The 21,221-nt window shown below is 58.3% G+C and carries 17 protein-coding genes; all 17 read right to left on the bottom strand.

Annotation, left to right across the window (positions count from 1 at the left end):
- Positions 1-9 precede the first annotated feature (9 nt).
- Positions 10-1,230 carry a M16 family metallopeptidase gene (locus tag DLM86_RS29710; protein WP_211326604.1) on the bottom strand — a complete coding sequence of 407 codons (1,221 nt, stop codon included), beginning with the start codon at positions 1,228-1,230 and terminating at the stop codon, positions 10-12.
- A 271-nt stretch (positions 1,231-1,501) separates the two neighbouring features.
- Positions 1,502-2,536 (bottom strand): polysaccharide deacetylase family protein, encoded by a 1,035-nt coding sequence (locus DLM86_RS29705; protein WP_110843680.1) that lies wholly within the window; start codon positions 2,534-2,536, stop codon positions 1,502-1,504.
- Positions 2,537-2,706: 170 nt separating this feature from the next.
- Positions 2,707-4,815 (bottom strand): polyribonucleotide nucleotidyltransferase, encoded by a 2,109-nt coding sequence (gene pnp / locus DLM86_RS29700; protein WP_110843679.1) that lies wholly within the window; start codon positions 4,813-4,815, stop codon positions 2,707-2,709.
- A 131-nt stretch (positions 4,816-4,946) separates the two neighbouring features.
- On the bottom strand, positions 4,947-5,216 hold the full coding sequence (gene rpsO, locus DLM86_RS29695) for a 30S ribosomal protein S15 (RefSeq protein WP_110843678.1): 270 nt from the start codon (positions 5,214-5,216) through the stop codon (positions 4,947-4,949).
- 162 nt (positions 5,217-5,378) lie between these two features.
- Positions 5,379-6,341, bottom strand: a complete 963-nt coding sequence (locus tag DLM86_RS29690; RefSeq protein WP_110843677.1) for a bifunctional riboflavin kinase/FAD synthetase — start codon at positions 6,339-6,341, stop codon at positions 5,379-5,381.
- Positions 6,342-6,360: 19 nt separating this feature from the next.
- Positions 6,361-7,299, bottom strand: coding sequence for a tRNA pseudouridine(55) synthase TruB (gene truB, locus DLM86_RS29685; RefSeq protein WP_110843676.1), 939 nt, complete (start codon positions 7,297-7,299; stop codon positions 6,361-6,363).
- Complete coding sequence (locus DLM86_RS29680) at positions 7,296-8,294, bottom strand: DHH family phosphoesterase (protein WP_110843675.1); 999 nt, start codon at positions 8,292-8,294, stop codon at positions 7,296-7,298. The genes truB and DLM86_RS29680 overlap by 4 nt, the downstream gene beginning before the upstream one ends.
- Positions 8,291-8,647, bottom strand: coding sequence for a 30S ribosome-binding factor RbfA (gene rbfA, locus DLM86_RS29675; RefSeq protein WP_110843674.1), 357 nt, complete (start codon positions 8,645-8,647; stop codon positions 8,291-8,293). The genes DLM86_RS29680 and rbfA overlap by 4 nt, the downstream gene beginning before the upstream one ends.
- 6 nt (positions 8,648-8,653) lie before the next feature.
- Positions 8,654-11,575 carry a translation initiation factor IF-2 gene (gene infB / locus DLM86_RS29670; protein ID WP_110843673.1) on the bottom strand — a complete coding sequence of 974 codons (2,922 nt, stop codon included), beginning with the start codon at positions 11,573-11,575 and terminating at the stop codon, positions 8,654-8,656.
- A complete protein-coding gene (locus DLM86_RS29665) occupies positions 11,568-11,903 on the bottom strand; it encodes a L7Ae/L30e/S12e/Gadd45 family ribosomal protein (protein ID WP_110843672.1) in 336 nt (111 codons plus the stop codon). The genes infB and DLM86_RS29665 overlap by 8 nt, the downstream gene beginning before the upstream one ends.
- Positions 11,884-12,204 (bottom strand): RNase P modulator RnpM, encoded by a 321-nt coding sequence (gene rnpM, locus DLM86_RS29660; protein ID WP_110843671.1) that lies wholly within the window; start codon positions 12,202-12,204, stop codon positions 11,884-11,886. The genes DLM86_RS29665 and rnpM overlap by 20 nt, the downstream gene beginning before the upstream one ends.
- Before the next feature lie 33 nt (positions 12,205-12,237).
- Positions 12,238-13,335 (bottom strand): transcription termination factor NusA, encoded by a 1,098-nt coding sequence (nusA, locus tag DLM86_RS29655; RefSeq protein ID WP_110843670.1) that lies wholly within the window; start codon positions 13,333-13,335, stop codon positions 12,238-12,240.
- A gap of 36 nt (positions 13,336-13,371) precedes the next feature.
- A complete protein-coding gene (rimP, locus tag DLM86_RS29650; protein WP_110843669.1) occupies positions 13,372-13,830 on the bottom strand; it encodes a ribosome maturation factor RimP in 459 nt (152 codons plus the stop codon).
- A gap of 144 nt (positions 13,831-13,974) precedes the next feature.
- Positions 13,975-14,502 carry a CBO0543 family protein gene (locus DLM86_RS29645; protein ID WP_110843668.1) on the bottom strand — a complete coding sequence of 176 codons (528 nt, stop codon included), beginning with the start codon at positions 14,500-14,502 and terminating at the stop codon, positions 13,975-13,977.
- On the bottom strand, positions 14,499-14,987 hold the full coding sequence (locus DLM86_RS29640; RefSeq protein ID WP_146250328.1) for a CBO0543 family protein: 489 nt from the start codon (positions 14,985-14,987) through the stop codon (positions 14,499-14,501). Before DLM86_RS29640 ends, DLM86_RS29645 begins: the two co-directional genes overlap by 4 nt.
- A gap of 145 nt (positions 14,988-15,132) precedes the next feature.
- A complete protein-coding gene (locus DLM86_RS29635; RefSeq protein ID WP_110843666.1) occupies positions 15,133-19,443 on the bottom strand; it encodes a PolC-type DNA polymerase III in 4,311 nt (1,436 codons plus the stop codon).
- Positions 19,444-19,580: 137 nt separating this feature from the next.
- Positions 19,581-21,029, bottom strand: coding sequence for a proline--tRNA ligase (gene proS, locus DLM86_RS29630; protein ID WP_110843665.1), 1,449 nt, complete (start codon positions 21,027-21,029; stop codon positions 19,581-19,583).
- Positions 21,030-21,221 lie beyond the last annotated feature (192 nt).

The following is a 21,221-nucleotide window of genomic DNA, read 5'->3' as shown; positions in this document are numbered from 1 at the left end:
CGCTTCACTTTAACTTGGAACGACAAGGGAATCCCTCCTGAACGATTGCATCGCTTTGTCCGACTTGCCGACCATCGCCGTGGCGAACGGTTGGGCGAACAGCGAGCGGATGAGCGTCCGGATGTCTTCTTGGGACACCGAGTCGATCCGGTTCAATATTTCGTCGAGCGTGTAATGCTTGCCGAGCATCAGCTCGTTTTTGCCGAGCCGGTTCATCCGGCTGCTCGTGCTTTCCAGACTCAGAATGAAGCTCCCTTTCAGCTGTTCCTTGCCTTTATGCAGCTCCTCCTCGGACAGCCCGCGTTCGGTTACGCTTTGCAGCACTTCCATCGTTACGTCGAGCACGTCCTGCGTCTGCTTCGGAGCGGTCCCCATGTAGATCGTAAACATGCCGCTGTCGATATGGGCGGTATGATACGAGTATACGGAGTAGGCAAGCCCCCGCTTCTCGCGAATTTCCTGGAACAAATACGAGCTCATTCCCCCGCCGATCATGTTGTTCAGCAATATCATCGGGTACAGCATCGGGTCGTGCAGCGAACAGCCCGGCAGTGCCAAGCAAATATGGTTTTGCTCCGTTTTTTTCGAATGGAACAGCGCTTCCCCGGCGAATTGCGGGGCGGTCAATTCAGGTGCGGCGCCGGCGTTGGCGAACGAGCCGAAATGACGTTCCACCAGCTCCATCACGCTGTCGTCGATATTGCCGGCCATCCCGATGACCGTATTCGGGACCGTATAATGGTCGGCCATGTAAGCGCGCAGCGTATCCGGCTGCATGGCGCGCAAGTTGGTCTCGGTGCCGAGAATCGAGTAGCCGAGCGCATGGTCGTTATACGCCGCCTTCGCGATCAGGTCATGCACGAGATCGTCCGGCGTATCGTCGTACATCGAGATTTCCTCGAGAATGACGTTGCGTTCTTTATCGAGCTCCTCCTGGTCGAGCTTCGAGTTGAAGAACATGTCGGAGAGGACGTCGACCGCGATCGGCAAATGCTGGTCGAGCACCTTCGCGTAATAGCACGTATATTCCTTTGCGGTGAACGCATTCACGTTACCGCCGATGCCGTCGAAAATTTCGGCGATATCCTTGGCCGTATGCCGTTCCGTTCCTTTGAAGAGCATATGCTCGATGAAGTGCGAAATGCCGTTGTTCGCGGCGCTTTCGTACCGGGAACCGGTCTTCACCCATATTCCGAAAGAAACGGAGCGGTACGTCGGGATTTGTTCCATGACGACTCGCAATCCGTTGCTGAGCGTTTGTTTGATCAAGATGGGGCTCCCCCTTAGATTGGAAACGATGATATTCGGCCACTTCCCGCTCCGGCGGCGAAGCCGGACCGCCCTTTAATGGTTGGAACGGACGCAATATCAGTAAGCACTTTCGTTCTTACTGATATTGTAACAATATCCGAAATCGAAGTAATTCCGGGAAGTCCGACCGCGTTTTAGCGGTAGATATTGTTGCCATATCATGAGAGTCTCACGTACTCTCATGATATTATCAAATATTGGAGTCCGGCTCAACCTTCGGAACCCGATTCGGGGATATTAATTCGGATACGGTCCCGAGCACGAGCCCCTTCCGCTTGATCGCGCGGATCATGCCTTCGAGCGCCCCCGACGAGGAAGCCGTCGGATGCATCAAGATCATCGTGCCCGGTTCGACGCGGGACGATATTTTTTTGACGATCGAATCGGAGGACGGCTTCATCCAATCGACCGTATCCAACGTCCATAGGATCGTTTTCAGCTTCAGCTCATGTGCGACCTTGACCGTCAAATCGCTAAAATCTCCGGATGGCGGCGCGAACAGGACGTTGTCGACGCCCAGCTTCTCCTTCAGCAGCTGCTGCGTTTTCGTAATTTCCCGAATCGTGTCCTCCCGGCCGAGCTTGCTCATGTCTTTATGCGAATAAGCGTGGTTGGACATTTCGTGACCCTTGTCCCGAATGACGGCGGCCGTTTCAATGTTTTTGCTCAGCCAGGAGCCGTCGAAGAAAAACGTCGCGCGCACGTTTTCTTTATCCAGCACGTCCAGCATCGGACCGATAAACTCGTTGCCCCAAGCCACATTGATCATGAGCGCGACCATCGGCTTGTTCGGGTTTCCTTTGTAGATCGGATGGGCGCCCAAATCTTCCAATCGTACCGCCGGAGACACTTCCGTGTAGACAAACGGGATGTCGCTCCCGGCACTTCGCTGCTGGGCCAGCTTCCATGTTTTCTCGACATCCACCTCGAGGCCGTTGTAGCCCGGTATCGCCTTCCATACGCGATCCAGCTTGGCGTCGATCGGCGCCACCCTCCGCTTCTCGGCCTCTTCCTTGATCGCGAACAGCAGCCGCTCCCCGCTGAGCGGCGAAGAAGCCGCCCTCGAGCTCGCGTCGAAGCCGTCCCCCGGCTGCATATACCGATAAGCGGTCCCCGATTGGCGATCGAGCGATCGGACGAACGCGTCCATATCGTCGGAATGATACAAGCCCCAAGCGACGAAGCCGAAAGCCCCGCCCAAGAGGAGCCATTTTTTTCTGTTCATGGTCCATACCCCGATCCGTCACAGTTTGTACCATCCTATGACGGACAACCCGGAGATATGTCCCATCCTCATGTGGCCGGAGCAAACTTCGGGGATGAACCGGAAAATAAAAAAAGAGACAGACTGGCTCTGGCTCTTTGTTTAACGCTATGCGATTGGTTCGTTGCGTTTTAGCTTTGGGCGGGAACTTGCGGAGGAGGAGTCAACGTCGCCTTGCGCGACAAATTGACGCGGCCTTGGTTGTCGATCTCGGTTACCTTAACGGTAATTTGATCGCCGATCTTCACGACGTCCTCGACTTTGGCAACCCGTTCGGTCGACAGCTGCGAAATGTGGACGAGTCCGTCTTTGCCCGGCAAAATTTCGACGAATGCGCCGAACTTCTCGATCCGTCTGACGGTGCCGAGATACGTTTCGCCGACGACGACTTCGCGGACGATGCCTTCGATGATCGACTTCGCCTTCTCGTTCATTTCGGCATTCGAAGAAGCGATAAATACGGTTCCGTCCTGCTCGATATCGATTTTGACGCCCGTCTCCTCGATGATCTTGTTGATGATTTTGCCGCCTGCACCGATAACCTCGCGGATTTTGTCCGGATTGATGTGCATGATGACGATTTTCGGCGCGTACGGAGACAAGCTCTTTCTCGGCTCCTTGATCGCTTCGAGCATTTTGCCCAAAATGAACATCCGGCCTTCCTTCGCTTGCGCAAGCGCTTGGTCCAAAATCGCCCGATCGATCCCGTCGATCTTGATGTCCATCTGGATTGCGGTGACGCCCGCAGCCGTTCCGGCCACCTTGAAGTCCATATCGCCGAGATGGTCTTCCATCCCTTGAATGTCGGTCAAAATCGAGAAATGATCGCCGTCCTTGATCAAGCCCATCGCGACGCCCGCTACCGGAGCCTTGATCGGCACGCCCGCGTCCATCATCGCCAAGGTGCTGGCGCAAATGCTCGCCTGCGACGTCGAGCCGTTCGATTCGAGCACCTCGGATACGAGACGAATCGTATACGGGAATTCGGATTCCGGCGGAAGCACTTTGGCAAGCGCGCGCTCGCCCAATGCGCCGTGTCCGATTTCGCGGCGGCCCGGTGCGCGAAGCGGTCTCGCTTCCCCTACGCTGAACGGCGGGAAGTTGTAATGGTGCATGAACCGTTTCGATTCTTCCAAGTCCAAGCCGTCCAAAATTTGCACGTCGCCGAGCGCTCCGAGCGTACAAACGCTAAGCGCCTGCGTCTGACCGCGGGTGAACAAGCCGGAGCCGTGCGTGCGAGGCAGAAGCGCCGTATCGCACTCGATCGGACGAATTTCGTCCAGCCCGCGTCCGTCCGGCCGCACTTTATCGTGCGTAATGAGACGACGCACTTCTTCTTTCACGATATCGTACAGCACTTCCTTGACGTCCTTCAGCTTCTCCGGCGATTCGGCGTACGCTTGCGAGAAATGGTCCACCGTCTCGGCGTTGATCGCGTCGATCGCGTCCTGGCGGGCGTGCTTCTCCGGAATTTTGATCGCTTCCACCAGCCGGTCGCTCGCGTAAGCGCGCACATCCGCATTCACCTGCGCGTCCACGGCGTGCAGCTTCACTTCCATCTTCGGCTTGCCGGCGTCGGCCGCGAACTGCTCCTGAACGGCTACGATTTTTTTGATCTCCTCGTGGCCGAACATGATCGCTTCAAGGATGTCCTGCTCCGGCACTTCGTTCGCTTCCGCCTCCACCATCATGATGGCGTCCTTCGTACCGGCGACGACGACGTACATGTCGCTTGCCTTCTCCTGCTCGTCGTTCGGGTTGATGATGAATTGGCCGTCGATACGGCCGACGATGACGCCCCCGATCGGACCGTTGAACGGCACGTCGGATACGGTCAAGGCGGCGGACGTTCCGATCATCGCCGCGATTTCCGGCGAGCAATCCTGATCGACGCTCATCACCATCGCCACGATTTGGACGTCGTTGCGGAACCCTTCGGCGAACAACGGACGAATCGTACGGTCGGTCAAACGTCCCGCCAAGATCGCCTTCTCGCTCGGCCGGCCTTCCCGCTTGATGAATCCTCCCGGAATTTTCCCTACGGCGTACAGCCTTTCCTCATAGTTGACCGTCAACGGGAAAAAATCGAGGTCTTTCGGCTCGCTTGAAGCGGTTACCGTACAAAGCACGGCGGTCTCGCCGTAACGGACCAGGACGGCTCCGTTCGCCTGCTTGGCCAACCGGCCCGTTTCCAGCGTCAGCGGACGGCCTCCAAGATCCATGCTTACCTGCTTTACCATGTACTCCCTCCTGCTCGTATGTAAGTTTTGGTAGCGAGTATCCTATTCTGCATAGGGACTAGTATTTCCTTCTTTCCAAGAAAAAAACAACCGCGCGGCAAGGCCGGCAGGTTGTTTTTGTCCGAAACACATTATCGGCGGAGTCCGAGACGCTCGATCAATGCGCTGTAGCGGCTGACGTCTTTGTTCTTCAAGTAAGCCAGCAGCTTGCGGCGTTGACCGACCATTTTCAACAAACCGCGACGCGAGTGATGATCTTTCTTGTGCGTACGCAGGTGGTTGGTCAAGTTCACGATGTTTTCCGTAAGGATAGCGACTTGCACTTCCGGAGATCCCGTATCGGATTCATGTTTCTTGTAATCCTGGATCAGTTGGTTTTTGCGTTCTTGCGTCAATGCCATCCTGTTCACCTCCCTATTCTTGTTCATAATCGCCGTTAGCCCAGAAAGTCGACGGTGAGATCGCACCACCGAGCCAAGGTTCATGCCGTTGCCGCGCACGTTCGCGTTCGAGCAACGAAGCTAAGTATACCACAACGGCAGACGCCGTGTAAACTCCGCGTCTTACGAACGGAAGTTTTCCGCTTGCGGCAGCAGCAGCCGTCTCGCCGTCTCGGCGTCTCGCCCGATTTGGGCGATCAGCTCGTCTACCGATTCGAATTTGCGTTCCGGCCGAATATACGAGATCAGCTCCACCTGGACCGTCTCCCCGTAAATCGAATCGGAAAAATCGAACAGGTGCGCCTCCAGCGTCCGGTTGCTCGGATCGTTCTCGAACGTCGGCTTCGTGCCGATATTCATGACGCCGGCATGGCCTCGGCCGTCCCGGTACAGCCGGACGGCGTAGACGCCGTTCGCCGGGACGACGTACGGCTCGTCCAGCTCGATATTCGCCGTCGGAAACCCGATCAGCCGGCCGCGCGCTTTTCCGTGAACGACCCGTCCCGACACCCGGTACGGTCGGCCGAGCAGCTCCGCGACCTTCTCGGCGCCTCCGCGCTCCAAATGATCGCGAATGAGTGTGCTGCTCACCTTGACGCCGTCCAGATGGAACGGACGCACCACTTCGACGGCGAAACGGCCGCTCGCCAATTCGCACAAGACGTCCGGGTTGCCTTCCCCCCGATAGCCGAACGTAAAGTCAAAGCCGACGACGACGGTGTTGACGCGAAGCGGCATGAGCACCTCGTCCACGAACTGGGCCGGACTGATCCGGGAAAACGGGGGATCGAACCGTACGACGTACGTGACGTCGACGCCGAGCTCTGCGAACAGCGCCAGCTTCTCCCGCAGCGGCGTAATGTGCCGGACGTAGACGTCCTGGCCCAGCACCTCGCGCGGATGCGGATGGAACGTCATGATCGCGGCGGGAAGCCCCAGCTTGGCGGCCGATTCGACCGCCCGCCGGACCACCTCCCGGTGACCGAGATGAAGGCCGTCGAAATCGCCGATGGCGATCACCTGTCCGCCGTCCGGAGCGCCCGGAACCGGCAATTCGAGCGGATAATGGATCGATATGGATTTCATGTAGGAATCACCTGCACCTTTAAGCGTCCGGCCGCGGTTCGGCTTGCGCAAACACTTTTTCCGGACGCAGCGTACCGCTCCGGGAGTCCGCCCGGAATAAGCCGATAAACGTTCCTTGATCGTCGTATACCCGGACCAACCCGCCATCCGCCGGAAGACCGCTTTCGGCGCGGATCGTCTTGCCCTGCATCGCGTGCAAGGCGTCCCGGCCGGTTATTTCGACGGACGGGATATGGGTGACGAGCCGATCCGCAGGCAAAATCGCCTCATGCAGCCTGCCAAGCCGGTGCAGCTCCTCGATTTGCTCGATCCGCAAGCATCGGTCGAGCGCAATCGATCCGGTGGAGCTGCGCACGAGGTCGGTCATGACGGCCGGATAGCCGAGCGCCTTGCCGATGTCGACGCACAGCGTCCGGATATACGTTCCTTTGGAGCACAGAACGCGAAAACGAATTTTCGGATAGCCGGCGTCGAGCTCGAGCTCGAGCTTGAGCGGCTCCAGCTCGTAAATGTCGACCTTACGCGACTTCCGCTCGATTTCCTTGCCTTCGCGGGCGAGCTCGTACAGCTTTTTGCCGCCGACCTTGACGGCGGAATACATCGGCGGCACCTGATCGATCGTGCCCACGAACGAAGCGAGCGCGACGCGTACCCGATCCTCCTCCAGCCGGACGGAGCCCGGCTCGAGCGATTGCACCGTCTCGCCGGTCCAATCCTCGGTATCGGTCGCATAGCCGATCGTCAGTTCCGCCTCGTATTCCTTCGGCAGCTCTTGTATGTACTCGACGAAGCGGGTGGCGCGCCCCAAGCAAAGCGGAAGAACGCCGGTTACCTGCGGGTCCAGCGTCCCCGTATGGCCGATCCGCTTCATCTTGAGAATGCGACGCATTTTCGCCACCACGTCGTGCGAGGTGAAGCCGGCCGGCTTGTTCACCGGCAATACGCCTTCATAGATCATCGTAATGATTGCCCTACTTCCTTGACGACTTGATCGACGACGTCGGACAAATCGCCCTTGATCGTACACCCCGATGCGCGAACGTGACCGCCGCCGCCGAACGACTTGGCGATCGCCGCCACATCGACCGTTCCGTTGGAGCGAAAGCTGACTTTAACCGCCCCGTCCTCCGTCTGCTTGAACAGAAGCCCGACCTCGACGCCTTCGATATTGCGGGGATACAAAATGAGCCCGTCCATATCGTCCGAAGTCGCTCCGGTCGCCCGCATATCTGCCGAGGAAACGGTCAACCAGCTTACTTTGCGGTCGAATGCAAACGACAGCGTCGCAAGCGCTTGCTTCAGCACGGTTATATGCGAATACGAAATCCGCTCCAGCACCTGCTGCGCCAGCCGATGTCCCTCCACGCCGGACGCGAGCAGCTCGGCCGCGATTTGCATGACGCGCGGGGTCGTGTTCGAATAGCGGAATCCCCCGGTATCGGTCAACAGTCCGGTATAAATGGCGGTAGCGAACTCGATGTCGAGCGCAAGCTTCCATTCCGACGCCAAATCATACAAAATTTCGACCGTAGCCGCCGCATCGTCGCGAATGAGATGGACGTCGCCGAAATAATCGTTCGTCGGATGATGATCGATATTGAGCAGCCGCACGCCGTCCGCAAACAGCTCCTTCACGGTGCCGATGCGCGATTCGTCGGCGCAGTCGACGCTGATGACGCAATCGAAGCGTTCTTCCGGCCGCTGCGTATCATTGCGCAGCAGCCGGTCGAACCCCCACAAATAGCCGAACTTGTCCGGCATTTTGCCCTCGTTGATCATCGTATACCGCTTGCCGAGCTTCTCGAGCATCCAGCCCATGGCCGCCGTCGAGCTGGCGGCGTCGCCGTCGGGATTCACATGGGCGACGATCAGAAAACGATCGTTCGCCTCGATGAACGCCCGAGCGGCCGCCAATTGTTCCCGGTAAGGACGAGCGCGGAGGGTATTCGTCATACGTTCGCGTTCCCTTCGTTGATTTGGTTCAGCAGCCGATCGATCCGGCTGCCGTACTCGATCGAAGTATCGAACTGGAACAGAAGCTCCGGCGTTTTGCGCAGGCGGATCCGTTTGCCGAGCTCGGTCCGGACGAATCCGGTCGCCTTGGCGATCGCCTTGAGCGACTCCTCCTTTTGCTCATCCGTCCCGAGGACGCTCAAATACACTTTCGCCTGGGACAAATCGTTCGTCACCTCGACCCCCGTTACGGTAATGAAACCGACACGGGGATCTTTCAGCTCCGATTGCAAAATTTGGCTCAGCTCTTTTTTAATTTGCTCGCCGACGCGGCCGACACGCACTTTTGCCATCCGTCATCACCTTTCTACGGTTTCCATCACGAACGCTTCGATAACGTCGCCTTCTTTAATATCGTTAAATTTCTCGATGGAAATACCGCATTCGTAGCCTTGCGCGACTTCGCGGACGTCGTCCTTGAACCGCTTTAGCGAATCGACCTTGCCTTGGAAGACGACGATGCCGCCGCGAATCAGACGCAGCTCCGCCGAACGGGTAATTTTGCCCGACGTTACCATGCAGCCGGCGATCGTGCCGATTTTGCTCACTTTGAAAATGTTGCGGACTTCGGCCTGGCCGATGACCGATTCCTTGAATACCGGATCCAGCATCCCTTTCATCGCCTGCTCGATTTCCTCGATGACTTTGTAAATGATGCTGTGCATCCGGATGTCGACCTTCTCCTGCTCCGCCGTCGTCATCGCGGCCGGCTCTGGCCGGACGTTGAAGGCGACAATGATCGCATTCGACGCCGATGCGAGAATGATGTCGGACTCGGTAACGGCACCGACGCCGTTATGAATGATCTTGACGCGAACGCCCTCGACCTCGATTTTCTCGAGCGAGCCTTTCAGCGCTTCGACGGAGCCTTGAACGTCGCCTTTGATAATGACGTTCAGATCTTTAATCTCGCCATCTTTGATATGTTTATACAAGTCGTCCAGCGTAACGCGCGTGTTCGCGCCCATCGTGGACTGTCGGTGCGTCGTCATCCGGCGCTCGGCGATCGCTCTCGCCTTGCGCTCGTCCTCGAACGCCATGAACGGATCGCCCGCCTGCGGCACTTCGGTCAAGCCGGTAATTTCGACCGGCGTCGACGGACCCGCTTCCTTGAGACGGCGGCCTTTGTCGTTGACCATCGCCCGGACGCGGCCGAAGCAGACGCCCGCGACGAAGGCGTCGCCGATTTTGAGCGTACCGTGCTGGATGAGGATTCGGGCGACCGGCCCTTTCCCTTTGTCCAGCTCGGCCTCGATGACCGTCCCTCTCGCGCGTTTGTTCGGGTTCGCCTTGAACTCCTGCACTTCCGCCACGAGCAAAATCATTTCGAGCAGCTCTTCAAGACCTTTTTTCTGTTTCGCCGAAATGTTGGCGAAAATGGTGTCTCCGCCCCACTCTTCCGGTACGAGGTTGTACTCGGTCAGCTCTTGCTTGATTTTGTCCGGGTTGGCGTCCGGCTTATCGATCTTGTTCACCGCTACGATGATCGGCACGCCAGCCGCCTTCGCATGGTTGATCGCCTCGACCGTCTGCGGCATGACGCCGTCGTCGGCCGCCACGACGATGATCGTGATGTCGGTCACTTGGGCGCCGCGGGCGCGCATCGACGTGAACGCCTCGTGGCCCGGCGTATCGAGGAACGTAATTTTCTTCCCGTTGATCTCGACCTGGTAGGCGCCGATATGCTGCGTAATGCCGCCCGCTTCGCCCTCGGTCACGTTCGTCTGGCGGATGGCGTCGAGCAGCGTCGTCTTGCCATGGTCGACGTGACCCATGATCGTGACGACCGGCGGACGCTCGAGCAGATCGGCCGGATCGTCCTTCTCCTCGATCGTCTCGAAGTTGTCCTCCTCGACCGGCAGCTTGATTTCGACTTCGACTTTGAACTCGGTCGCGACGAGCTGGATCGTATCGAGGTCGAGTTCCTGGTTGATCGTCGCCATGACGCCCAGGAACAGCAGCTTCTTGATGACTTCGGACGCGTCTTTATGCAGCGCCTTGCAAAGCTCGCCTACGGTCATCGTACCGCGGACGATAATCTTCTTCGGCGTGTTGTCGATTTTCTCCTTGCGCACTTCCTGCACTTGATGACGGCCTCTGCCGCCTTTGCCGCCGCGGAAGTTGTTGCCGCCGGAACGGTTGTTCGTACCCGGCTTCGGCTTTTTGGCCGTCTTCGCTACGTTGATATCGTCCAAATCCTCGACGGTCGTCCGGATCACTTCGGCTTTGTTGAAGCGCGGATCCGTATTCTTCACCGCGCTGGCGCGCTCCCGGTCTTGGAAGCCGCGGTCGCGGTCGGTACGAGGAGCCGGCGGACGCGAAACCTGAGGCGGTGTAACCGCTCCTTGCGGTCTGCCGCCGCCTTGGCCCTGGAAGCCGCCGCCCGGTCGGTTGTTGTCGAACCGGCGTTGCCCGTCGCCACCCGGACGTCCTTGGCCGCCGCCTTGCGGACGGTCCCCTTGCGGTCTGCCGCCTCCGCCTTGGCCTTGATAGCCGCCGCCCGGACGATTGTTGTCGTACCGGCGCTGCCCGTCGCCACCCGGACGTCCTTGACCGCCGCCTTGCGGACGGTCGCCCTGCGGTCTGCCGCCTCCGCCTTGGCCTTGGCCTTGATAGCCGCCGCCCGGACGATTGTTGTCGTACCGGCGCTGCCCGTCGCCACCCGGACGTCCTTGACCGCCGCCTTGCGGACGGTCGCCCTGTGGTCTGCCGCCTCCGCCTTGGCCTTGGCCTTGATAGCCGCCGCCCGGACGATTGTTGTCGTACCGGCGCTGCCCGTCGCCTCCGCCTTGACGGTTGCCTTGACCGCCTCCGCCTTGCGGACGGTCGCCCTGCGGTCTGCCGCCCCCGCCTTGGCCCTGGTAGCCGCCTTGACGGTTATTGTTGTCGAATCGGCGTCCGCCGTCGCCCCCGCCTTGACGGTTGCCTTGACCGCCTCCGCCTTGCGGACGGTCCCCTTGCGGTCTGCCGCCCTGTGCGGTCGATACGGCCGCGGTGGAGCCGCCGTCACCGGCCCGCTTCGCGGCCGCGTTCGCTTTTACATCTCGAAAAAATTTCTCCACTTTGTCCACGGAATCGTTCTCCATCACGCTCATATGGTTGTTTACGGGCACGTTCAGCCGTTTTAAGATCGTAATAATTTCCTTGCTGCTCATGTTGAGCGACTTCGCGTATTCGTAAACCCGCAATTTATCTTTGTCCTTATCCTGTTGATTAGTCAATAGGTTTCACCTCCGGAGGTTGTACGAGGCACGGCTTGATCAGCCGGGCCAATCCTTCATCCGTAACGGCGACGAGTACCCGCGCTTCTTTCCCGATCGCGGCCCCGAGCTCGTAACGACTGAAGCGTTGCACGTGCGCGACGTTGTAATGCCGGCATTTGTCCTGAAACTTCTTGAGCGTATTGTCCGAAGCGTCTTCCGCGATCACGACCAGTCGAGCCTGTCCCGAGCGGACCGCCTTGAGAACGCCCTCCTCGCCGAAGGCGAGCTTGCCTGCCCGCATGGCGAGTCCCAAGTACGACAACGCTTTATTCGGCTGCTGGTTCATCGGGCTTTCCGCAGCTGACCGATTGGAATTTGTCTCGAACGGCTGCGAATTGCTCCTCCAGCCGATCGTATTGCTCGGGCGACAAGTTCACTTTAAGCGCACGCTCGAACGCTTTCGTCTTTCTCGCCTTTTTGAACGCTTCCGCATCCCCGCATATATAAGCGCCGCGCCCGTTCTTCTTGCCGGTCAAGTCGAGCTCGACTTCGCCTTCCGGCGTGCGGACGATGCGCAGCATCTCCCGTTTGGATAACGTCTTTTGACAGACGATGCATTTTCGCTGCGGTACTTTCCTAACCTTCACGACGATCCCACCCGAAACCAGTATTGTTAAGGGCTAGTCGATGCTGATCGAGTCCTGGGGCATCTCCTCGCCCGACGTCCGCGGACGTCCGAACTCCTGCTCCGCTTGCGACTCGCTCTTGATATCGATTTTCCAGCCGGTCAGCTTGGCCGCGAGCCGCGCGTTTTGTCCCTTGATGCCGATCGCGAGCGACAGCTGGTAATCCGGCACGATGACCCGGGCCATCTTCTCGGCCTCGAACACGTTCACCTCGAGCACCTTGGACGGGCTGAGCGCGTTGGCGACGTATTCCTCGACGCTTTCGGACCAGCGCACGATGTCGATTTTCTCGCCGCGCAGCTCGTTCACGATCGTCTGCACCCGCGTTCCTTTCGGACCGACGCACGAACCGACCGGATCGACTTCCGGATTGCGCGAATGAACGGCGATTTTCGAACGGAAGCCCGCTTCCCGGGCGACGGAGCGAATTTCTACGACGCCGTCGTAAATTTCCGGCACCTCGAGCTCGAACAGCCGTTTCAACAGACCCGGGTGTGTGCGCGACAAAATGATTTGCGGCCCTTTCGTCGTGTTCTCCACCTTCGTGATGTACGCCTTGATCCGGTCCTGATGCTTGAACTTCTCGCCGGGCATCAGCTCGCCGAGCGGCAGCACCGCCTCCACCTTGCCGAGGTCGAGGTAGATGTTCCGCAAATCTTGACGCTGCACCGTGCCGGTGACGATATCTTCCTCGCGGTCGATGAACGCGTCGTAAATGAGTCCGCGCTCCGCCTCGCGGATGCGCTGGGTGACGACCTGCTTCGCCGTCTGCGCCGCGATCCGTCCGAAGTCGCGCGGCGTTACTTCTATCTCCACGATGTCGCCGAGCTGGAAGTTCGGGTTGATCTCTCTCGAAGCGTGCTGCGATATTTCCATGCGCGGATCGAGCACTTCGTCCACGACCGTCTTGCGGGCGTACACTTTAATGAGTCCGGTATGCCGGTTAATATCCACTCTCACGTTTTGAGCCGTATTGAAGTTGCGCTTGTAGCTCGAAATGAGGGCGGCTTCGATCGCGTCGATCAACACTTCTTTCGCAATTCCCTTTTCCCGCTCGATATCCGACAACGCTTCGATAAATTCCATATTCATGGTTTGGGGATTCCTCCTTTCAAGGATCAAAAACGGCTAAAACAAAATCGCGAGTCGCGCGCTGGCGACTTTGCCGGCCGGAATTTCCGTCGTTTTTTTGCCAGCTTGAACGACGAGTCGTTCTTCGCTGTAATCGAGCAGCTTGCCTTCGAATTCTTTCGCCCCTTCGATCGGTTCGTACGTCGTCACGAAGACGTTCTTGCCCACCGCGCGGACGAAGTCCTGCGGCTTCTTGAGCGGGCGCTCCGCCCCGGGCGAGGAGACCTCCAGAAAATAAGCGGTCGGAATCGGATCTTTCTCGTCCAGCCGTTCGCTTAAATATTCGCTGATCCGGCCGCAATCGTCGATGTCGATTCCGCCTTCTTTATCTACAAATACGCGAAGGAACCAATTGCTTCCCTCCTTCACGTACTCGATATCCACAAGCTCGAACCCTTCCCGCTCCAAAAAGGGCGCAAGCATCTCCTCCACGGCCGTCTTGATCTGCTGAGCCATGGTCGACCTCCTTCGCTACGATGCCGGGTAGCTTCCGAAATGTGCGGCAAAACGTAAAGAGTGGGTTTCCCCACTCTCCAGTCGCAACGTTCTATCCATCCTCATTATTGCCAAAAATGATTATACCATAACAGTTGTTTCCTTTCAACCATCTTCAGCTCCGTTTCCGGCGTTCTTTTCCTTGCCCCCACTAGGTTTCCCGGGTGCGGCGTACGATCGGAAAAACCAGACGCAGAACAGCCGGGAGCCCATAAACGTCAAGAACAGCGAAATCCAAGTCCAATACCACGACCACTCGTCGTATCGGATCAATCTCGTATTGGCTTCTATCAAAACTTCCGTCACGGTCATGACGGAGCAGTAGGCGGAAAAATAGGACAGCTGCTTCACCCACCCGCTCCCCGTCGGGTATCTGGCGTTGAATAAGGCGCAAACCGCCGGGTAGGCAAAAAATTCGAACGTAAAGCTCGTCCGGTTAATGGAGGCGAATTCGCGGGTCGGGTATTCGAGCAAGCCGATCTCGACGACGACAAGTCCGATCACCCACGTAATCAGCTGCTTGATCAAAAAGGCGACTTGCGCGACGCGCGACCGTTCCTTCGGCACGAAAAACACGAGCATGGCCGCTCCCGCCGCCCAGACGCCGATCAAAATGTACCAGTCGACGCTCACGGAGGACTCCTCCTCTCCGATTGAAGGGCGGCCGGCCGAAAGAACATCCGGACGTAGGCGTTCGTCACCGCGAACAAGAGGCCGAACGTGATCCATGTCCAATACCAGGCGTAGTGCTCATACCGGATCAAGTCGGTGAACGAAACGATCGCCTGATCGATGACGGAGACGACGGTGAGCCATACCGCCAAATGCCCGAACCGTACCCAGCCCGAGCCTTTCGGCTCGCTAATGACGTAAAGAGCGCATAAGAACGGGTAGAAAAAAAATTCGGTCGTAAAGTTCAGGTCGGTCGCTTTCGGAAATTCCCTTACCGGAAACTTGAGCAGGCCGAACCAGACGTGCAGCATGGTGCTGACCCAGGTCATCGCCTGGCAGGCCAACAGCGCGATCCATGCCTCCCGTCTTTTTCGCTTCGGGATGGCCGGACAAACGGATAAGCTTATCACCCATAACGCCGTTAGGACAAAACGTTCGACGGTCAAACCGAATCCCTCCGAGTCGGAATTGCGAAAGCTGGGCATTTTTCTCAGCTTTCCCGTCGAACGCGCGCCCCATGCATATCCCGGCGTCGAAAAAGACGGCTCCCGTCGGGAAGCCGTCTTATGCTGTATAAAGCGATGATCCGTATCAGAACAACGACAATTGGTTCGATTCGGGCAAGCCGCGGAAGCAGCCCATGCCGTTCAAAATTTCGACGATCGTCTTCGACGCCTTCGCCTTCGTCTGGAAATCCTCGATCGAGAGGAACTGGCCTTCCTCGCAGGCGGCCGCGATGTTGCGCGCGGCGTTTTCCCCGACGCCCTGGATCGCCGAGAACGGCGGGATCAGCGAATCGCCGTCGATTTTGAACCGGGTCGCATCCGAACGGTACAAGTCGATCCCTTTGAACGAGAAGCCGCGCGCCGTCATTTCGATCGCCATCTCGAGCACCGACACCATCGCCTTTTCTTTCGGCGACGCCTGGAACCCTTTCTCCTCGATTTCGATCAGCTTCGCCTTGATCGCGTCATAGCCTTGACAGCACAGCTCGATGTCGAAGTCTTCGGACGCCCGCACCGAAAAGTACGTCGCGTAAAACGCGATCGGGTGATACAGCTTGAAGTAAGCCGTACGAACGGCCGAGATGACGTACGCGGCGGCGTGCGCCTTCGGGAACATGTACTCGATTTTGAGACACGAGTCGATGTACCATTTCGGCACTTTATGGTTTTTCATCTCTTCGATCCACTCGTCGGTCAGCCCGCGTCCTTTCCGCACGCTTTCCGTAATTTTGAACGCGAGTCCGGCGTCGAGACCGGCTTTGTAGATCAAGTACAGCATGATGTCGTCGCGGCAGCCGATAACGGTTTTGATGTTGCACGTGCCGTTCTTGATCAGCTCCTGCGCGTTGCCGAGCCAGACGCCCGTACCGTGCGACAAGCCGGAAATTTGCAGCAAGTCGGCGAACGACGACGGCTGCGTCTCCTGAAGCATTTGCCGGACGAATTTCGTCCCCATCTCGGGAACGCCGTACGTGGCGACCGGGGATCGGATCTGCTCCGGCGTGACGCCGAGCGCATCCGTCGAGTTGAACAGGCTCATCACCTTCGGATCGTTCATCGGAATCGTCGTCGGATCGACGCCGGTCAAATCCTGAAGCATCCGCATCATCGTCGGATCGTCGTGTCCGAGAATATCGAGCTTGAGCAAGTTCTCCTCGAAGGCGTGGTAGTCGAAGTGGGTCGTCTTCCATTCCGCCTTCGTATCGTCGGCCGGATATTGGACGGGCGTGACGTCCTCGACCTCGATGTAGTCGGGGACGACGACGATGCCGCCGGGATGCTGGCCGGTGCTTCGTTTGACGCCGGTGCACCCTTGGGCGAGCCGGAGCACTTCCGCCGTGCGCCACTTTTTCCCGTTGTCTTCCTCGTATTTTTTCACGTAGCCGAACGCCGTCTTCTCCGCTACCGTACCGATCGTACCGGCGCGGAACACGCTTTTTTCGCCGAACAGCACCTTCGTATAGTTATGCGCCTCGGGCTGGTACTCCCCGGAGAAGTTCAAGTCGATATCGGGAACTTTGTCGCCCTTGAAGCCGAGAAACGTTTCGAACGGAATGTCCTGGCCTTCGCCCTTCATCTTCGCGCCGCACTTCGGACAATCTTTGTCCGGCAGGTCGAAGCCGCTCGGGATGCTGCCGTCGAGAAACCATTCGCTGTGCTTGCACGAACGGCACATGTAGTGCGGCGGCAGCGGGTTGACCTCCGATATGCCGAGAAACGTCGCCACGACGGACGAGCCGACGGAGCCCCGCGAGCCGACCAAGTAGCCGTCGGCGTTCGACTTTTTCACGAGACGCTCGGAGATGAGGTAGTTGGCCGAGAACCCGTAGTTGATAATCGGCACGAGCTCCTTCTCCAGCCGCGCCACGACGACCTCAGGCACCGGATCGCCGTACAGCTCCTTCGCGGTATTGTAGCATTTCGTGCGGATTTCTTCTTCCGACCCCTCGATAATCGGCGTGAACAGCTGCTTCGGGAACAGGTCGAATTGCTCGATCAGATCGGCAAACAGGTTCGTATTCGTGACGACGACCTCGTACGCCTTGTCCGGGCCGAGATGGGCGAACTCGTCCAGCATTTCGCGCGTCGTGCGGAAATGGACGTCCGGCTTCTTCATCTCCTTCAGCGGGCTGAAGCCGGTAATGCCGTGGATCGTAATGTCGCGGTGAATTTTTTCCCGGGGGTGCAAGTAATGCACGTTGCCTGTCGCCACGACCCATTTGCCCTGCTTTTCGGCGATTTGCACGATGCGGCGGTTCGCTTCCTCCAGCTCGAGGCGGCTGCCGACGATCGATTTGTCGACGAGATGCATGTTGACCCCGATCGGCTGCACCTCGAGCACGTCGTAAAAATCGGCGACCTGCTCCGCTTCCTCCATCGACTTGTTCAGCACCGCATCGTAAAACTCGCCTTTTTCGCATCCGGACGAGATGAGCAGCCCTTCGCGGTGCTCGATCAGCTTGCTGCGCGGAATGCACGGCACCCGGTTGAAATATTCGGTATGCGACAGCGTGACGAGCTTGTACAAGTTTTTCTTGCCCGTCAAATTGCGCGCATACAGACAGCAGTGGAACGGGCGCGCCTTGGACAAGTCTTTGCCCATGTCGTCGTTCAGCTGCGCGAGCGTCGTCCTGCCCCGCTCGGCCGCATCCTTCAGCATATGGTAAAGCACCTGTCCGAGCGCCGCCGAGTCGTCAACCGCGCGGTGATGGTTGTCGAGGCCGACCTTGAACTTTTCGGCCAACGTGTTCAACCGGTGGTTTTTGAGCGTCGGATATTGAATCCGCGCCAGCTCCAGCGTGTCCAGCACCGGATTCGGCAGCGCCGGCAGCCCGTGGCGCTTGCACGATTCCTGAATGAAGCCGATGTCGAACCGGGCGTTGTGCGCCACGAGGACGGCGTCGCCGATAAACTCGACGAACTTGGGCAGCACGTCCGCCAGCTCCGGCGCACCGACGACCATATCGTCGGTAATGTGCGTCAGCTGACTGATATGGTACGGAATTTTTTCGTGCGGATTGACGAACGTTTCGAACTGGTCGATCACTTTGCCGTCCTGCATTTTGACGCCGGCGATTTCGATAATTTTATTGTTGATGACGGAGAAGCCCGTCGTCTCGATATCGAATACGACGTAAGTCGCTTCCGTAAGCGGGACGTCGGTCGGATTGACGACGACCGGCACCGCGTCGTCGACGACGTTCGCTTCCATGCCGTATATGATTTTGATGCCGTGCTTTTTCGCCGCCTTGTTCGCCTCCGGAAACGCCTGAACGTTGCCGTGATCCGTAATGGCGATCGCCTTGTGGCCCCATTTCGCCGCCGTCTTGATATATTGGTCGATCGGGGTGACGGCGTCCATCGTGCTGAGCGTCGAATGCAGGTGAAGCTCGACCCGCTTCTCCTCGGCATCGTCTTTGCGCTCCGGCGGGGCGACGACCTCGATCAAGTCGTTCGGGATCATGACGAGCTCGGGCGTCATCATGAACCGGTCGTACTCGACTTTGCCCCGCGCGCGAATCCATTTGCCGTCGGCGAGCAGGTTCAGCACCTTCAAATCTTCCTTGTTGCGCGCGAACACCTTCAGCATGAGCGAGTCGGAGAAGTCGGTCAGCTTGAATTCGAAGAGCGTGTTGCCGTTGCGCAGCTCCTTCTTGTCCAGACCGAAGATGAGACCTTGCACGGTCACCTTCTTCTCTTCCTCCAGCACGTCCTTCAGCGGGACGGGCGGGTCCTTGATCTCATAGCCGATCGCGAGCTTCAAATCGCCGTCGGCCACCTCCGGCAGCTCCGGCTCCGTCTCGGTCGACGTCATGATCTCCTGAATGACGTGACGCTCCTCCTCGACGACGCGCTGGGCGAACCGTTCGAACTCCTCGCTGCTCGTCTCGCTGACCGCCATCCGCACATTGTACCGCCGGCCGAAGTTTTCCTCGAAAAATTTCTGGATCCAGCCGTCGACGCTCCGCTTGCGGGCCATCTCGAGCCCGATCGCGTCGAGCATGAGCAGCGTAACGACGCCGCCCGCGACTTCGTATTTCGCCTTGCTCATCCATCCGTTGACGGACGCCGCCTCCCGCTGCACCCAGTCGATGAACAAGCTCCAATAGGCGCCGACCAGCTCCTCGTCGGATACCGAGTCGGCGTATTGCACGACGAAACGAATGGCGGCGATGTGCGCGAATTTGTCCCGCACCATTTGGCAAAACGACCGGTAAATGTCGACCGGCACGATCGAAGATTTGGCGATGACGAACGTCCATTCGCGGTTGCTCCGGCTGCATTCGACCCGTTCGATATGACCGTCCGCAAAATACGCCTCGACGACGTTCCCCGGAACGGCCGCCTGCTCCAAAAGCAGCTCGAACCGTTTCCTTTTGTCCGCGGCAGAGCTCATCCGGTTCCCTCCCTCTTGCCTCTTTCATATGCGCATTCGATAGATTGCTAGAGTCGCGGCCAAAAAACAACCCCAAAAAGCGAAGGATAAGCGGGCAGCTTACTCGGTCCCTTCTTGGGGTTTATATCGGCTTCGACTCAATACGACTTGCCGTAAACGACCGTATGCTCGGCCTTCGATCCGCAGACGAGACAAACCGTCTTGCGCTCCTCCGGCTCGAACGGCATATTCCGGCTCGTGGCGCCGGTTTCTTCCTTTACTTGACGCTCGCAGGCGTCCGATCCGCACCAGCCGGCCAAGACGAAGCCGCGCTGCGCGTCGAGGAACGATTTCATGTCGTCGATCGTGTCGATCGACTTGAAGTGGCTGTCCATAAACGCCTTCGCGTTGTCGTACATCGCCTGATGCACTTCGTCGAGCATCCTCCGCACTTCGTCGACGATCGCGTCGAGACGGACCGGACGCTTCTCGCCGGTTACGCGGGAGACGAGCACCGCTTGTCCGTTCTCCATGTCGCGCGGGCCGAATTCGATGCGGACGGGGACGCCGCGCATTTCGTACTCGTTGAACTTCCAGCCCGGGCTTTGATCCGGATTGTCGTCCAGCTTGACGCGGATGCCGGCTTTTTTCAGCTCGTAGAACATTTGTTCCGCGCGCGGAACGACTTGATCGCGCGTCTTCGGCGGACCGATCGGGATGACGACCGCCTGCAGCGGGGCCACCTTCGGCGGAAGGACGAGACCGCGGTCGTCGCCGTGCACCATGATCAACGCCCCGATGAGACGGGTGCTGACGCCCCAGGACGTCGTATGTACGTATTGCTGCGTATTGTCCCTGTCCAAATATTTTATATCAAACGCCTGCGCAAAGTTAGTGCCCAAATAGTGGGACGTCCCCGCCTGCACCGCTTTGCCGTCCTTCATCATCGCTTCGATCGAATACGTGTCGACCGCCCCGGCGAATTTCTCGGAAGGCGTCTTCTGCCCCATAATGACCGGAATCGCCAAGAAATTTTCGGCGAAGTCGCGGTACACCTCGAGCATCTGCATCGTTTCCTTGCGCGCGTCCGCTTCGTCCTCGTGCGCCGTATGGCCTTCCTGCCATAAAAACTCGGTCGTCCGCAAAAACGGCAGCGTCCGCTTTTCCCACCGGACGACGTTCGCCCATTGGTTGATCAATACCGGCAAATCGCGGTACGAGTTGATCCAGTTCGAATACATGTGCCCGATCATCGTCTCCGACGTCGGACGGATCGCGAGGCGCTCCTCGAGCTTCTCCCCGCCCGCTTCGGTTACCCACGGCAGCTCGGGGTTGAACCCTTCCACATGCTCCTTCTCCTTTTGGAAAAAGCTTTCGGGAATGAACAGAGGAAAATATGCGTTGCGGTGGCCGGTTTCCTTGAACTTGCGGTCCAGCTCGCGCTGAATGTTCTCCCAAATTTCATAGCCGTCCGGACGGAGCACGACGCATCCGCGCACCGGGGAGTAGCTCATCAGCTCCGCCTTGCTGATCACGTCGATGTACCAGCGGGAGAAGTCCTCCTGCTGCGGCGTAATTTCTTTGACGAATTGTTTGTCTTTGGACATGAGTGGGGTGCCTCCTAAGGGCTTTGTAAAACAAAGCCTGCATCGTAAGCATAAGCTTGGGCTTTGCGGAGCAAAGCCTGCATCGTAAGCATAAGCTTGGGCTTTGCGGAGCAAAGCCTGCATCGTAAGCATAAGCTTGGGCTTTGCGGAGCAAAGCCTGCATCGTAAGCGTTCTCGTTAAGGCCCGAAACC

It is taken from the genome of Paenibacillus flagellatus (assembly GCF_003217775.1).
Lineage (GTDB): Bacteria > Bacillota > Bacilli > Paenibacillales > NBRC-103111 > Paenibacillus_AB > Paenibacillus_AB flagellatus.
The sequence above is the reverse complement of the archived record's forward strand: the minus strand, read 5'-3'. Positions and strand labels throughout refer to the sequence as shown.